We start from the raw sequence: 15,414 nt of genomic DNA on the forward strand, positions 1-15,414 counted from the left end.
CACGTCAGGGCGTCGCAGACGTCAGGGGTGACGTCTGCGAAGCACATTCCACCACTTCTCCCACAACTTTGCCCAAGCCCGGCACAAATATTCGGGCGGGCCTTCATCGTGCCGAAAAGAAGTCACAGGACAGGAGTGCTCATGGCCAGCCAGCTCGTGGATTTCGGTGTCGCGGGCTTCGGGTACGCCACCGGCGAGGACCAGGACGTCGCGCAGACGGCCGGTGACTACGTGGGCGATCCCGAACGCGTCGTCCGCTGGGGCTACCACACGTTCCACCGCGCACCGGACGGCGTGACCGCGACCGACCTGGCCACGCTCGCCGGGCAGGACGCGCTGGACCGCCTCGGGCTCGCCCCCAACGACGTCGACCTCGTCGTGGTCGCCGCCTCCGAGGTGCCGGACTACCACCACTGGGACACGTCGGCCGCCGTCGCGCGCAGGCTCAAGGTCGAGGGCACGACGCAGACGATGTTGCTCACCGAGGGCTGCGCGTGCGGCGTCACGGGCCTCGGCTACGTCGCCGGGCAGCTCGCGCTGCAACCGGAGCTGCGGACGGTGCTGTTCATCGCGGTGAACCGGGTCAGCGAGTTCCACCGCAACCGGATGAACGTCAACAACGCCGTGCACAGCGACGGCGCGGTGGCCGCCGTCCTCAAGCGCGGCCACGAGGGCGTGAAGTGGCTGGCCACGGACCAGTTCGTGGACCCGGACCTGTCCGACTTCTTCCGCACGGAGGTCGGCGGCGCGGCCAACCCGCTCCCGTTCGACGGCTGGACGGCCAAGGACGCCCCTCCCGGGCACGCCCGCATCCAGGCGCACTTCGACAAGGACCCGGCGAAGCTGCGCGAGTTCGTCGCCACGCTGAACCAGCGCATCACCGACACCGTGGACAACGCGCTGCGCCGCGCGGACCTGACCCGCGACGACCTCAAGCACGTCATCTACATCAACGACTCCACCGACACGATCGAGGAGGTCGCGGAGCCGTTCGGCGTCACGGTCGAGCACACCAACGCCGAGCTGTCGCTGAGCCACGGCCACATGGGCGCGGCCGACCAGCTGTTCTGCCTGGGCGAGCACATCGAGCGCGGCGACGTGAAGTCCGGCGACGTCGTGGCGCTGTGCGGGATCTCCATCGGCATGCGCTGGTACTGCACGTTGGTGCGGATCTGATGAGCGATCGGCCGGACTTGCTGGAGTCGTTGCGCACGGCCGTGGCCGAGGGTCGTGCGCCGTCGCCCGCGGACCTGACGCGGTTGGCGCTCGTGTCCGACCCGCTCGTGCTGCGCAAGGCGGGCAAGCTGTTGGCACGCCTGGAGGACGCCGAAGGGCTGCGGCCGCTGCGCGTGGCCGTGCTCGCGACTTGCACGATCGGGTCCTACGAGCAGATCCTGCGGGCGAGCCTGGTGTCGGCCGGCGTGCTGCCGGAGCTGGTGCCCGGCCCGTACGGGATGTTCGAGCTGACGCTGGCCACCGACCCGTTCGACGGCGTCGACGTGATCACCCTGCTGCTGGACGAGACGGGCTTCCTGCCCAACGACTGGGCCGCGACGGACGTCGACGGCCTGGCCGGGCACCTCGAAGCCCGACTGGCGGACCTGCGTGGCCTGGTGCTCTCGGCGGTGGAGCGCACCACCGCGACGGTGCTGCTGCACACCGTGCCGCTGCCCGCCCAGGTGCGCGACTCGGTGATCAGCTGGCGGGCGCGCGCCGCGCTGTCCAAGGCGTGGGCGAAGCTCAACGAGGGCTTGCTGGACCTCGCCGGGCAGCACCGCCAGGTCGCCGTGACCGACCTCGTGTCGGTGCTGGCGGACTCGCCGCACGCGGCGCGTGACGACCGGCTGCACCGCTACGGCGACCTGCCCTACACCGACGGCGCGCTGTACCTGCTGGCGCGCGAGGTGCGGCGGTTCGCCCAGGCCCGCGCCGGCCTGTCGCGCAAGGTGCTCGCGCTGGACCTGGACAACACGCTGTGGGGCGGTGTGCTCGGCGAGGTCGGCGCGGAGGGCGTGCAGCTCGGCGGCCTGTACCCGGGCAACGCCTACCACGAGGTGCAGCGCACCGCGAGCCGGTTGCGCGACCAGGGCGTGGTGCTGGTGCTGGCCAGCAAGAACGACGCCGACCTGGTGGACGAGGCGCTGACCGCGCACCCGGAGGTGCTGCTGCGGCCGGAGGCGTTCTCCGCCAAGGCGGTCAACTGGTCGCCGAAGGCGGGCAACCTGCGCGAGGCGGCGTCCGCCCTGGGGCTGGGCATCGGGTCGTTCGTGTTCCTGGACGACTCGCCGTTCGAGCGCGGCCACGTCGAGGAGGAGCTGCCCGAGGTCGTGGTGCTGGCCGCCGACGGCGACCCCGCGCACATCGTGCGGACGCTGCTGGCGCAGGGCTGGTTCGACGTCGCGGAGCTGACCGAGACCGACCTGGCGCGGCCGGAGCTCTACCGCAGCCGGACGCTGCGCAACGACTTCGCGGGCGGCTTCGGCTCGTCGGAGGACTACCTGCACGCGCTGGACGTGCGGCTGGTCGTCGAGGAGGCGGACGGCTTCGCCGTGGCGCGGGTCGCGCAGCTGGCCGCCCGCACCAACCAGTTCAACCTGACCGGACTGCGGTTCGACGAGGCCGAGACCGGCCGGCGCATCGCGGACCCGGACCACCTGGTCGTCACCTTCGCGGTGGCCGACCGGTTCGGCGACGAGGGCGTCATCGGCGCGGCGTGGGTCGACCGCTCCGGCGCCGAGTGGAACGTGGACAACCTCGTCCTCAGCTGCCGGGTGCTGGGGCGCGGCGTGGAACTGGCGATCGCCGCGTGGCTCACCCGCCGGGCGCACGCCGCCGGCGCCACCGCGCTGCGCGGGCGGTACGTGCCGTCGAAAAAGAACGGCCTGGCCAAGGGCTTCTGGACCGACGCCGGGTTCACCGACGAGGGCGACGGCGCGTACGCGCTGGCCCTGGACTCCGACGCCGGGCTGCCCGGCACGCCCGCGTGGATCAACCTGCTGGATGGGAACGAGGTAGCCCGATGACCGAGATCACGGTGGAGCAGTCCGTGCTGGAGATCCTCGCCGGTGCGCTCGACGTGAGCGTCGACGTGCTGCGCGGCGAGCCGGTGCTGGCGCGGCACGAGTGGGACAGCATCAGCTCGCTCGACGCCCTGGCCCAGCTCGAGAACCGGTTGGGCGTCACGCTGGACCTGCGCGCGTTCCACGCCGCCCGGACCGTCGACGACGTCGTGGCGCTGGTGCGCCCCACCTCCTGACACCCACCTCCTGACCCACCTTCCCGACGCCGGGGCCGCACGACGTACCCGGCGACGCGGACCGGGCCGCGCACCCGCGCCCGGTCCGCACGTCCCGCACGCCGGCACCGCCGCCGCGGCGCCGCCCGACAAGGCTTGGAGACCGAGTTGGACCACCAGGATGTAGAACTGCTCGCGATCGGAGCAGGCCCCGCGAACCTGGCCCTCGCCGTCGCGCTGGAGGAGCTGTCCCCCGATCTCGCCCAACGGACCCTCGTCACCGAGCAGCACGACGACATCGTGTGGCAGCGCGGGATGCTGCTGCCCTGGTCGCGCAGCCAGGTGTCCTTCCTCAAGGACCTGGTGACGCTGCGGAACCCGACCAGCCCGTACTCGTTCGTCAACTACCTGCACTCGACGGGCCGGCTGGACGAGTTCATCAACCTCGGCACGTTCACGCCCTACCGCCTGGAGATCTCGGGCTACCTGGCGTGGGTGGCGCAGTCGCTGACCAAGGTCCGGTTGCAGCACGGCAGGCGCGCGGTGGCCGTGGAGCCGCAGCGCGATGAAGCAGGCTCCGTGGACCGGTGGCTGGTGCGGTTCGCCGACGGCGGCACGGTGTCGTGCGCGACGCTGGTCATCGGCGTCGGCCGCGACCCCCACCTGCCGACCGAGTTCGCGGCGCTGCCGCGGGACCGGGTGGTGCACAGCACCGAGTTCGTGCACCGGATCGGCGAGCTGGACCCGCAGGGCGAGCACCGCATCGTCGTGGTCGGCGGCGCGCAGAGCGCGGCGGAGATGCTGTGGTCGGCGCACTCGACCTTCCCGCGCGCCGAGGTGACGATGGTGATGCGCTCGATCGGCCTGAACGGCTACGAGAGCAGCAAGTTCACCAACGAGCTCTTCTACCCGTCCTTCGTGGACAAGTTCAACGAGGCGCAGCCGGAGGCGCGGTCGCAGCTGCTGCGCGAGATGCACCGCACCAACTACGCGGGCCTGTCGCCCTCGATGCTGGACACCCTCTACAACACGATGTACCTGGAGAAGCTCACCGGCACGCAGCGGCTGTCGATGATCACCATGGCGGAGATCGTCGACTCCGCGCTGGTGGACGGCGAGGTCGTGCTGACCCTGCTGGACCGCCGCACGGGCGAGCGCAGCGAGCTGCGCTGCGACCGGGTGATGCTCGGCACCGGCTTCGACAAGCGGATGCCGACGCTGGTCCGCTCGATGGCCGCCGAGGTCGGCCAGGAGGACTTCGCCGTCGCCCGCAACTACCGGCTCCAACTGCCCGAGGCGGTGTCCGCCCGGGTGTACCTCCAGGGCGTGAACGAGGCCACGCACGGCATCGCCGACTCGCTGATCAGCGTGCTGGCGATCCGCGCCGCGGAGATCGTCGCCGACCTCGACCAGAGCCCCGGGGACACCGTGCCGGTGGTGTCGCAACGCGTCACCGAGCTGTTCGCCGAGGCCCCCCAACCCGCTTGACCCGAGAGGAGTCGTCACCATGATGGAAATCCGCCCCCTGGACCGGGACAACCTCAAACTCGACAACGGCCTGGACGCCCAGCGCCTGATGCCGTGGGACCTGGTCAACGCGCCGTTCGAGGGCTCGTGGTGCGTGGTGCGCCCCGGCGCCGAGTCGGGTGCCCACGGCCACCACGAGTACGAGATCTGGGTCGCCATGACCGGCGAGGCCGAGATCATCACGCAGGCGGGCACCACCCCGTTCAAGGCCGGTGACGTCGTGCACTTCACGCCGCACGAGAAGCACCAGGTCGTCAACAGGGGCGCCGAGGACTTCCAGTTCTACGCGATCTGGTGGGACGCCGAGCTGGCCGGGAAGTTCGCCGCCCGCCACGAGGGAGCCGCCTCGTGACGACCCGTTCCCGACCGGCGATCGTCGTCGCCGCGACACCCACGTCCAACGGTGACCTGCACGTCGGTCACATGTCGGGTCCTTACCTGGGCGGCGACGTGTACGCGCGCTACTTACGAGCCACCGGTCGCCAGGTGCTCTACACGACGTGCACCGACGACAGCCAGAGCTACGTGGTGTCCACCGCGCACCGGCGCGGCCTGGCGCCCGACGAGCTGGTCCGGACGTCGATGGCGAAGATCGAGCGGTCGCTCGACGCGATGGGCACGCTGATGCCGGGCCTGCCGCCCATCGACGACCGGTACCGCGCGACGGTGCTGGACTTCCTCAAGGAGCTGCACGCCGCCGGCCGCTTCCACCTGCGCAAGGTGCAGCTGCCGTACGCGCGCAACGCCGGCGCGTTCCTCTACGACGGCCTCGTCACCGGCACCTGCCCGTCCTGCCTGGCCTCCAGCTGCGGCGGCGCGTGCGAGAACTGCGGCCACCCGAACAACTTCGACGAGTTGCTCGACCCGAAGTACACCATCGACCCGGGCGACACGGTGGTGTACCGGGAGTGCGAGATCCTCGTGCTGCCGATGGAGGACTACCGCGAGCGGCTCACGTCCTACTACGCGGCGCGCACACCGCGCTGGCGACCGCACGCCCGGCAGCTGATCGGCGAGCTGCTGTCCAAGCCGCTGCCGGACATCCCGGTGACGATCCCGGGCACGTGGGGCATCGCCGCGCCGTTCCCGGAGACCCCGGGCCAGATCGTCTACCCGTGGGTCGAGGCGATGCCCGCCTCGATGTACGCCACGTGGTGGGCGGCGACGCAGCTCGGCCGCCCCACGGCGGAGGTGGACGAGCTCTGGCGGGCCGACCACGACGCGGAGCTCGTGTACTTCCACGGCTTCGACAACGTCTACCACTGGGGCCTGGTCGACCTGGTGATGCTGCTCGCGCACGGCGACAAGTACACGACGCCGGAGTCCAACGTCTGCAACGAGTTCTACGACCTGGACGGCGAGAAGTTCTCCACCAGCCGCAACCACCTGATCTGGAGCGCGGACCTGCTGGCGGAGGTGCCGCGCGACCTGGTGCGGTTCTACCTGGCGCTGACCGGTCCGGAGTTCCAGCGGGCGAACTTCACCCGCGAGTCGCTGCACTCGACGACCACGCGCCGGCTGATCACGCCGTGGAACGACCTGGCGGAGGCCATCGCGCTGGCCATGGTCGGGGTGGACGGCACCCGTGCGCTGGCGACCACGGAGGCCGGGCGCTGGCGGGCGGCGACCGTGCTCAAGCGGTTCCGGCTGTGCTACGACCTGCCCGGGTTCAGCATGGGCCGGGCCGCGGAGACGATCGTGACGCAGCTCGGGCGGCTGCGGTCGCTGGCCGACGCGGTGGACCACCGCCGCAACGGCGCGGCGCCGACGCAGCCGGGCGACCTGCTGCTGGAGGCGCGCACGCTGCTCGCGTGCGCCGCGCCGATCCTGGTCGACGTGGCGGCGGACGTGTCCGCGCAGGGCGTCGACCTGTCCATCGGCGACGACATGCCGGCCGAGATCCGGCCGTTCCGGTTCCCGTCGCTGCCCGGCACGCACGCGCCCGCCGGCCAGCACGTGGCCCTCGACGGCGTGAGCTAGGGAGGAGTGCGCACCGTGAAGCTGCTGACCATCGAGACCCGCCAGTACCTGGAGTACTACCACTCGCGCTACCGGCAGGTGCAGGACCTGGGCGTCGACCTGTACGTGCTCAACGGCGAGGGCACCGCGGACTTCTGGCCCGCCGACCACTACCGCCTGGTGGGGTCGAAGAACATCGACGACATGATCGCCACCGCCAAGCAGTGGCACGCCACCGAGTCGTTCGACGGCGTGATCACGTTCTCCGAGGCGGCCGTCGTGGCGGTCGCGGCGATCGCCGAGGCGCTCGGGCTGCCCGGCATCGGCGTGGAGGCGGCGCTGAACAGCCGCAACAAGTACCTGATGCGGCAGGCGCACCAGAAGGCCGGCGCGCCGATCCCCGGTTTCCGGTTCGTCACGTCGGCGGCGGAGGCGAAGGCGGCGGCGGACGAGTTCGGCTACCCCGTGATCGTCAAGCCGACGTTGGGCGCGGGCAGCCACTTCGTGTTCCGCTGCGACGACGAGGCCGAGCTGGCCGAGCACTACGAGCAGGCCGCGCAGGGCATCCAGGACCTCTTCTGGGCCAACTCCGAGGCGGACGGGATCGACCTGGGCCCCAGCGGTCTGCTGGTCGAGTCCTTCCTGGACGGCAAGGAGTACCTGATGGAAGCCGTCGCCTGGGACGGCGAGGTGTACCTCGGGTCGGTGGTGGACCGCATCACCGCCGAGGGCGGGACGTTCGACGACGACGTGCACCACGCGCCGACGTCGATGAGCCCGGACGACCTGAAGGCCGTGCACGAGGTCGTCACGGCGGGCGCGCTGGCGCAGGGCCTCACCAACAGCGTGATGCACGCCGAGGTCCGCTTCCACGGCGGCAAGCCGTACCTGCTGGAGATCGCGGCCCGGGTCGGCGGTGGCGGGCTGGACATGATCGCCCGCATCACCGCCGAGCACGACCCGATCGCGGCCGTGGTCGACATCGGCGCGGGACGGCGGCCCAACGTGCGCCACTTCCAGCCCACCGGCACGCACATCGCCGCGATGTGCCTGATCTCCGGCGCCGGTGTGGTGCGGGAGGTGCGCGTGCCCGAGGAGGTCTCCAGCTCGGACCGCGTGTTCCTGCTGAAGATCACCGCACGACCCGGCGACGTGGTCAAGCGCCCGCCGGACGGCAACACGATCATCGGCTTCCTCGGCGCCACCGGCACGTCGGAGGCCGACGCCTTCGCCCTGATGAACGACTACGCGTCGAAGATCGAGGTCGATTTCCAGTAGCGCACACCGCAGGCGTCGCCGGCCCCTCCGCGTCACATGTGGCGGACCGGTGGCGCCCCGGCCTGAGAGGACTTCCCTGCCGTGTCCGACTCCGCCCAACGCACCGCGCGCCCCCGCAGGTACCTGATGTGCCCGCCGGAGCACTTCGACGTCTCCTACTCCATCAACCCGTGGATGAACCCCGAGAAGCCGACCGACGCGTCCATCGCCCTGCTCCAGTGGAGCCGGCTGCGGGCGCTGTACCTGGACCTCGGCCACGACGTCGAGCTGATCGACCCCGAGCCCGGGCTGCCGGACATGGTGTTCGCCGCGAACGGGGCGACCGTCGTGGACGGGCGGGTCCTGTCGGCGCGGTTCCGGTTCCGGCAGCGCGAGGCGGAGGGACCCGCGTACCTGGAGTGGTTCCGCGAGAACGGCTTCCGCACGCACGAGGCGTTCTGGGTGAACGAGGGCGAGGGCGACTACCTGCTGGTGGGCGACCGGATCCTGGCGGGCACCGGCTTCCGCACCGACGAGCGCTCGCACGTCGAGGCGGCCCGGTTCTTCCGGCGCGAGGTCGTCACGCTGGACCTGGTGGACCCGCGGTTCTACCACCTGGACACGGCCCTGGCGGTCCTGGACGACGACCTGATCATGTACTACCCCGAGGCGTTCTCGACGTGGAGCAGGGGCGTGCTGCGCTCCCTGTACCCCGATGCCGTGATCGCCGGCGACCACGACGCCGAGGTGTTCGGCCTCAACGCCGTCAGCGACGGCAAGCACGTCCTGCTGGCGCAGGAGGCCGCGAACCTGGCGGACCAGCTCGCCGACCGGGGCTTCACGCCCATTGGTGTCGACCTGTCCGAACTTCTCAAATCCGGCGGCAGCGCGAAGTGCTGCACGCTCGAACTGCGTGGGGAGCCAGCTCGATGATCAACTACGACGGCAAGAGGTTCCACCCGGTCACCGGTGGCGGTCCCGAGGAGAGCCGGGTCGCCGTGTACCACCAGGACGGTGACCTGCTCTGGGGCGAGTTCCTCGGCGGCAAGGCGCGCCGCGGCGCGCTGACCGGCACCGCGAAGCCCGACGGCGCGCTCGACTTCGCCTACTGCATGGTGCTCGACGACGGCCAGGTCATCTCCGGGCACTGCCGCAGCACGCCGAAGGTGCTCGACGACGGCCGCATCCGCCTCGACGAGGTGTGGGAGCGCTTCGGCGAGCACGCCGCGTCCGGCGTCTCGATCATCGAGGAAATCCCCACCCAGACCGCGAACTGACCCGAGAGGCCGACGAGCAGCCATGACTTCCGCGAGCACCATCACCGCCGCCACGGACGGCACGCCGCGCAAGGGCGGCGTCGTCACGTGGGCGTGCGCGCCGGGCTTCCCGCCCGCCGTGATCTTCCCCTTCACGCCGGCCGAGCGCATGGGCACCCGCAACATCCTGGAGTTCCAGGCGCTGATGTACCGGACGCTGTACTACTTCGGCAGCGACGGCACCCCGAACGTCGACTACTCGCAGAGCATCGGCGAGGAGCCGGTGTGGAGCGAGGACGGCCTGACCGTGCGGGTCAAGGTCAAGCCCTGGAAGTGGTCCAACGGCGAGACGCTGTCCGCCGAGAACGTGCTGTTCTGGGTGAACCTGATGAAGGTCAAGGGCGCCCGGTACGGCGAGTACGTCCCGGGCTACTTCCCGGACAACCTGACCGACTACGGCAAGGTCGCCGACGACGAGGTGTTCTTCACCTTCGACAAGGTGTACTCGAAGCACTGGGTGCTCTACAACCAGCTCAGCACGATCACGCCGCTGCCCAAGGCGTGGGACCGGACCGACGCGGGCCCGGCGAACGCCTCCGGCGACCTCGCCGACGTCGAGGCGGTCTACGAGTACCTGATGGCGCAGCAGGGCAACATCGTCGAGGAGGGCAACGCCCACCGCACCAAGTGGGCCGACAGCCCCATCTGGAGCATCGTGAGCGGCCCGTGGCGGCTCAAGAGCTACACGCTGGAGGGCGTGGTCACGTTCGTGCCCAACGAGCACTACTCGGGGCCGAACAAGCCGTACCTGGACGAGTTCCGCCAGGTGCCGACGTTCTCCGACGAGGAGCAGTACGAGATGCTGAAGGCGGGCCCGGACGCCGAGAACGGCATCCAGGTCGGCTACCTGCCGCTGAGCTTCGCCACGGAGCCGGCGGTGGACCCGGTGGTCGGCGGGCCGAACCCGTTGACCGAGTACACGATGTTCCCGCAGTCGGCGTTCTGCATCCGGTACATCTCGCTGAACTTCAACAACCCGACCGTGGTCGGCAAGATGTTCGCGCAGACCTACATCCGCCAGGCGCTCCAGTCCTCGTTGGACCAGGACACCGCGGTGCGCGACATCTACCAGGGCTACGCGTACCGGCAGAACGGCCCGGTGCCGATGTACCCCAAGACCGAGTACGTCTCGCCGCGCCAGCGCGAGGGCGCGTGGCCGCTGCCGTTCTCCCCCGAGAACGCCAAGGCGCTGCTGGAGGCGAACGGCTGGGACACCAGCGTCACGCCCGCGGTGTGCGTGCGGCCGGGCACGGGTCCGGGCGAGGCGGGCGCGGGCATCCCGGCGGGCACGAAGCTCTCGATCCTGCTGCGCTACGTCGAGGGCCGCCCGGCGCTGACCCGGGTGATGGAGAACTTCCGCGACGCCGCCGCGGAGGCGGGCATCGAGCTGCGGCTCGAAGAGGTGTACGGCTCGATCCTCGTGGCCGAGGACGCGCCGTGCGAACCGACCGCCACGACGCCGTGCACGTGGGAGATGTGCTGCTGGAACGGCGGCTGGGCCTACCACCACCCGACCGGTGAGATCCTGTTCTCCACCAAGGCGGGCGGCAACTTCGGCTTCTACACCGACCCGAAGGCCGACGAGCTGATCGAGCGCACCGTCACCAGCGACGACCTGGACGTGCTCTACGAGTACCAGGACTACATCGCCAACGAGGTGCCGGTCATCTTCACGCCGAACTTCCCGATCCGGCTGTTCGAGGTCGCCAACACCCTCGGCGGCTTCGGGCCGATCAACCCCTACGGGATGATCAACCCCGAGAACTGGTACTACCGCGACTGATCCCCCGCGGCGCGGGGTCCGCACCGGGCCCCGCACCCGCTTCTCCACCGCTCAACAGGGGGTCCCCCCGTGGTCCTGTCCGCCGCGCCGCCGAGCACTCTCGGGGCGCATCCGCTGCTCATGTTCCTGCTCCAGGTCGCCGTGCTGCTGGGCGTGGCGCTCGTGCTCGGGCGGCTCGCCGTCCGGCTCGGGATGCCCGCCGTCGTCGGCGAGCTGGCGTCCGGCGTCGTGCTCGGGCCGTCCCTGCTCGGCACGTTCGCCCCGGTGTTCGACAACCCGGTGCAGTTGCACCTGCTCGACGCCGTCGGCCAGTTCGGCGTGCTGCTGCTGGTGGGGTTCACCGGCATGCACCTCGACCTCGGCCTGGCGCGCCGGCAGCGCCGGGCCGCCACCTGGGTCGGCGCGGGAGGGCTGCTCATACCGCTGGCGCTCGGCGTCGGCGCCGGGTTCCTCTTACCCGCCGCCATGCTCGGCCCGGCGGCGGAGCGCCCGGTCTTCGCGCTGTTCCTGGGTGTGGCGGTGTGCGTGAGCGCCATCCCGGTGATCGCCAAGGTGCTGCTGGAGATGAACCTGCTGCACCGCGACATCGGGCAGCTCACCATCACGGCCGCCGCCGTGGACGACGTGGTCGGCTGGTCGCTGCTGGCCGTGGTGTCCGGGATGGCCGCCTCCGGGCTGACCGCCGGGCACGTGGCGTGGTCGCTGGGCGCGCTGGCGCTAGTGCTCGTCCTCGCGCTGGTCGCGTTGCGGCCCGCGGCTCGCGGGGCGTTGCGGCTCGCGGAGCGCTCCGGCGATGCCGGGGTGACCGTGGCGGTGGTCGTGCTGCTGGTGATAGCGTCCGCCGCCGGCACGCACGCCTTGGACCTCGAGCCGGTGCTGGGGGCGTTCGTGTGCGGCTTGGTCATCTCGTCGGTCGGCGGTGTCGCCCGTGAGCCGCTGTCCGTGCTGCGGACGTTCGTGATGGGCGTCCTGGCGCCGCTGTTCTTCGCGACGGCGGGGCTGCGGATGGACCTCACGGCCCTGCGGCACCCGGCGGTGCTCGGCACGGCGCTGGCCGTGCTGCTGCTGGCCGTGGTCGGCAAGTTCGCGGGCGCCTACACGGGCGCGCGGCTGGCCCGGCTCACCCACTGGGAGGGTCTCGCGCTCGGCGCGGGGCTCAACGCCCGCGGTGTCATCGGCGTGATCGTGGCGCTGGTGGGCCTGCGGCTGGAGGTGCTGTCGACCGAGGCTTACACGGTCGTGGTGCTGGTGTCGGTCGTGACGTCGCTGATGGCGCCGCCGACGTTGCGGTACGCGGCACGGCGGATCGCCGTGACCGATGAGGAGCGCGAGCGCGAGATTGCGTTCGGCGGCGTGCAAGCCCTATCGAGAGTGGAGCCCCGATGAGCAAGACCGACCAGCGGCCCCTGCTGCTCGTGGTCGCGACCGGAATGCGGTTGTACCGCGAGTACCTGCTGCGCTCGATCAGCGCGGAGTACCGGGTGCACCTGTTCCTGACCGCCGAGCCCGAGTGGGAGAAGGAGTACGTGTCCGGCTGGACCGTGCTCCCCTCGACCACCGACGGGCCGGCGATGGCGACGGCGGCGGCCGAGATCCACGCCGGGACGCCGTTCTCCGGCGTGCTGTGCTGGGACGAGGTGCGCATCCACGCCACGGCGTTCGTGGCGCGGGCCCTGGGCCTGCGCAACGGCGACCCGGACGTGATCTGGCGCCTGCGCGACAAGGGCGGCACGCGGGCGGCACTCAAGGCGTCGGGCGTGCCGCAGCCCCGGTCGATCCCGGTCAAGACGGTGGACGACGCGGTCGCCGCGGCGGCGGAGGTCGGGTACCCGGCGATCCTCAAGCCGCGCGGCCTCGGCGCGAGCCTCGGCGTGATCAAGGTGCACGACGAGCGGGAGGTGCGCGCCAACTTCGCGTTCACCGAGGCCGCGCAAGGCCCGGAGCCGGTGGTGTTCGACACCGACCAGCCGATCCTGGTCGAGGAGTTCGTCTCGGGCGAGGAGATCAGCGTCGACTCGGTGGTGCGCGACGGCGTCGTGACGCCGCTGTTCATCGGCCGCAAGGTCGTCGGCTACCACCCGTACGCCGAGGAGGTCGGCCACTTCGTGGACGCCTCCGACCCGCTGCTGACCGACGACGTGCTGCTCGACGTGGCGCAGCGGACGCACAAGGCGTTGGGCTTCACCGACGGCATCACGCACGCCGAGTACATGCTGACCGACGACGGCCCCAAGGTCATCGAGGTCAACGGCCGCCTGGGCGGCGACATGATCCCCTACCTGGGTCTGCTCGCCACGGGCGTGGACCCGGGTCTGGTCGCGGCGGGGGCGGCCACCGGCGGCGAGGTGGACGTCGCGCACGCGCACGACCGCGTGGCCGGCATCCGCTTCTTCTACGTCGAGGAGGAGGACACCACGCTCGGCTCGCTGGCGTTCGACTCCGCCAGGCTGCCCGAGGGCATCGACCGCGTCGTCACGGTCGCGCAGCCGGGTGCCGTCGTCTCACCGCCGCCCAAGGGCACGGTCTGGGGCCGCATCGCCTTCGCCATCGCCACCGGTGACTCGCGCGACGAGGTCGCCACCCGACTCGACGCGGCCGAGGCTGCGCTGGACGTGAAGAGCGCCTGATGACCACCGCGAAAAGCACCGACCACAGCATCTGGAAGACGTTCGTCGGGTCGCCGCCGGCCGTGAAGGCCGTGCTGGCGGGCGTGTTCGTCAACAAGGTCGGTGGGTTCCTCAACATCTTCCTGGTGCTGTTCCTGACCTCCCAGGGCTACTCGGCCGGCCAGGCGGCCACGGCCCTGGGCGTCTACGGCGTCGGCAACGTCGTCGGCGTGCTCGTCGGCGGCGCGATGGCCGACCGGCTGGGCGCGCGAAACTCCACCGTGCTCAGCATGGGCGGCGCGGCGCTGCTCACCGCCGCGTTGCTCTACCTGCCCGACTACGCCCTGCTCATCGCCGCGGTTGCCCTGCTCGGCGCGGTCTCCCAGATCTACCGGCCGGCGTCGGCCACCCTCCTCTCCGAGCTCACGCCCGACGACCGGCAGGTCATGGTGTTCGCCATGTACCGGTTCGGCCTGAACCTGGGCACCACCGCCGCGCCGCTGATCGGCTTCGGCCTCTACCAGCTCGGCGGTGACGACTACACGCTGCTGTTCTGGGGCGAGGCGGTGGTCGCGGCGGCGTACGCCCTGGTGGCGTTCCGCGTGCTGCCCGCGAGGACCAGCGAGAAGGGCGAGTCCGCCGAGGCGCCCGCCGGCAGCTACACCGACGTGCTGCGCGACCGCCGTTACCTGGTGTACCTGGCGGGTACGTTCTTCAACGCCGTGGTCTACGTGCAGTACCTGTCGACGCTGCCGCTGGACGTCCAGGCCTCCGGCGTGCCGATCTTCTGGTACACGCTGGCGGTCGCGCTGAACGGCGGCGCGGTCATCCTGTTCGAGCTGGTGGTCACCAAGAAGACGCAGCACATGCGGCCCAAGCTGGTCGTCGGCGTCTCCTACGCGCTGGTCGGCATCGGTGTCGCGGTGTACGCGCTGCCGCTGGGCCCGGCGGTGATCGTCGCGGGCACGCTGGTCTGGACGCTGGGCGAGATCATCGGCGGTCCCGTGGTGTTCGCCTACCCCGGCATGGCCGGTCCCGCGCACCTCAAGGGGCGCTACATCGGCAGCTTCCAGTTCGTGTACGGGCTGGGCGCGGCCGTCGGCCCGGTCCTCGGCGGTTTCCTGTTCCTCCAGCTGGGTCACGGCGCGTGGCCGGTGCTGGCGATCTTCGCGCTGGCCGCGGCCGTCGCCGGCTACGTGTCCACCCGGGACCGCGCGGAGGTGAAGGACGGTGGGTGACTTCGACTTCCTCACGGGCCGCTGGTCGATCCACAACCGCAGGCTGCGACGGCGGTTGGTGGGCAGCGACGACTGGGAGGAGTTCACCTCCACGTCGGACGTGCGCCCGATCTTCGGCGGCCTGGGGAACGTGGACGAGATCACCTTCCCCGACGGCACCTCGGGCCTGACCGTACGACTGTTCGACACCACCACCGGCCGCTGGTCGCTGAACTGGGCGAGCAGCGACTCGGGAGTGTTCTTCCCACCACTGTTCGGCTCCTTCACCAACGGCGTCGGCACGTTCCACGGCAACGAGACCCAAGACAACACCCCCGTCCACATCCGGTTCCTGTGGCACCGCATCACCGGTGACTCGGCACGCTGGGAACAGGCCATGTCCACCGACGGCGGGCAGACCTGGGAGACCAACTGGTACATGGACATCACGCGCCAGTCCTGACCCGCACATCCGCACCGCCCCCGTCTTGGTCCCAGGACGGGGGCGGTATCG

Annotated in this window: 14 protein-coding genes; all 14 read left to right on the top strand. The window is 70.9% G+C overall.

What is annotated here, in order from left to right; translation table 11 throughout:
- Window positions 1-141 precede the first annotated feature (141 nt).
- The 14 genes from ACYVLT_RS06660 (at window position 142) to ACYVLT_RS06725 (ending at window position 15,363) form a co-directional block, all read left to right on the top strand.
- On the top strand, window positions 142-1,176 hold the full coding sequence (locus ACYVLT_RS06660; RefSeq protein ID WP_461119202.1) for a 3-oxoacyl-[acyl-carrier-protein] synthase III C-terminal domain-containing protein: 1,035 nt from the start codon (window positions 142-144) through the stop codon (window positions 1,174-1,176).
- Window positions 1,176-3,023 carry an HAD-IIIC family phosphatase gene (locus ACYVLT_RS06665; RefSeq protein ID WP_461119203.1) on the top strand — a complete coding sequence of 616 codons (1,848 nt, stop codon included), beginning with the start codon at window positions 1,176-1,178 and terminating at the stop codon, window positions 3,021-3,023. Before ACYVLT_RS06660 ends, ACYVLT_RS06665 begins: the two co-directional genes overlap by 1 nt.
- The gene (locus ACYVLT_RS06670) at window positions 3,020-3,256 is read left to right on the top strand and encodes an acyl carrier protein (protein ID WP_461119204.1); all 237 of its coding nucleotides are present in this window, start codon (window positions 3,020-3,022) and stop codon (window positions 3,254-3,256) included. Before ACYVLT_RS06665 ends, ACYVLT_RS06670 begins: the two co-directional genes overlap by 4 nt.
- A 147-nt stretch (window positions 3,257-3,403) precedes the next feature.
- Window positions 3,404-4,723 (top strand): lysine N(6)-hydroxylase/L-ornithine N(5)-oxygenase family protein, encoded by a 1,320-nt coding sequence (locus tag ACYVLT_RS06675; protein ID WP_461119205.1) that lies wholly within the window; start codon window positions 3,404-3,406, stop codon window positions 4,721-4,723.
- Window positions 4,724-4,742: 19 nt separating this feature from the next.
- Entirely contained in the window at window positions 4,743-5,114 is a 372-nt protein-coding gene (locus tag ACYVLT_RS06680; RefSeq protein WP_461119206.1) for a cupin domain-containing protein, read from the top strand.
- Window positions 5,111-6,742: a class I tRNA ligase family protein gene (locus ACYVLT_RS06685; RefSeq protein WP_461119207.1), complete on the top strand. Its 1,632-nt coding sequence runs from the start codon at window positions 5,111-5,113 to the stop codon at window positions 6,740-6,742. Before ACYVLT_RS06680 ends, ACYVLT_RS06685 begins: the two co-directional genes overlap by 4 nt.
- 15 nt (window positions 6,743-6,757) lie before the next feature.
- Entirely contained in the window at window positions 6,758-7,999 is a 1,242-nt protein-coding gene (locus ACYVLT_RS06690; protein WP_461119208.1) for an ATP-grasp domain-containing protein, read from the top strand.
- A 126-nt stretch (window positions 8,000-8,125) separates the two neighbouring features.
- Window positions 8,126-8,911 (top strand): dimethylargininase, encoded by a 786-nt coding sequence (gene ddaH / locus ACYVLT_RS06695; RefSeq protein ID WP_461119258.1) that lies wholly within the window; start codon window positions 8,126-8,128, stop codon window positions 8,909-8,911.
- Complete coding sequence (locus ACYVLT_RS06700) at window positions 8,908-9,255, top strand: hypothetical protein (protein WP_461119209.1); 348 nt, start codon at window positions 8,908-8,910, stop codon at window positions 9,253-9,255. Before ddaH ends, ACYVLT_RS06700 begins: the two co-directional genes overlap by 4 nt.
- Window positions 9,256-9,277: 22 nt before the next feature.
- Complete coding sequence (locus tag ACYVLT_RS06705) at window positions 9,278-11,077, top strand: ABC transporter substrate-binding protein (RefSeq protein WP_461119210.1); 1,800 nt, start codon at window positions 9,278-9,280, stop codon at window positions 11,075-11,077.
- Between the two features lie 69 nt (window positions 11,078-11,146).
- Window positions 11,147-12,463 carry a cation:proton antiporter gene (locus tag ACYVLT_RS06710; protein WP_461119211.1) on the top strand — a complete coding sequence of 439 codons (1,317 nt, stop codon included), beginning with the start codon at window positions 11,147-11,149 and terminating at the stop codon, window positions 12,461-12,463.
- The gene (locus ACYVLT_RS06715; RefSeq protein ID WP_461119212.1) at window positions 12,460-13,704 is read left to right on the top strand and encodes an ATP-grasp domain-containing protein; all 1,245 of its coding nucleotides are present in this window, start codon (window positions 12,460-12,462) and stop codon (window positions 13,702-13,704) included. The genes ACYVLT_RS06710 and ACYVLT_RS06715 overlap by 4 nt, the downstream gene beginning before the upstream one ends.
- Window positions 13,704-14,921 carry an MFS transporter gene (locus ACYVLT_RS06720; protein WP_461119213.1) on the top strand — a complete coding sequence of 406 codons (1,218 nt, stop codon included), beginning with the start codon at window positions 13,704-13,706 and terminating at the stop codon, window positions 14,919-14,921. The genes ACYVLT_RS06715 and ACYVLT_RS06720 overlap by 1 nt, the downstream gene beginning before the upstream one ends.
- Window positions 14,914-15,363, top strand: coding sequence for a hypothetical protein (locus ACYVLT_RS06725; protein ID WP_461119214.1), 450 nt, complete (start codon window positions 14,914-14,916; stop codon window positions 15,361-15,363). The genes ACYVLT_RS06720 and ACYVLT_RS06725 overlap by 8 nt, the downstream gene beginning before the upstream one ends.
- Window positions 15,364-15,414: the final 51 nt, after the last annotated feature.

Source organism: Saccharothrix stipae (assembly GCF_054781895.1).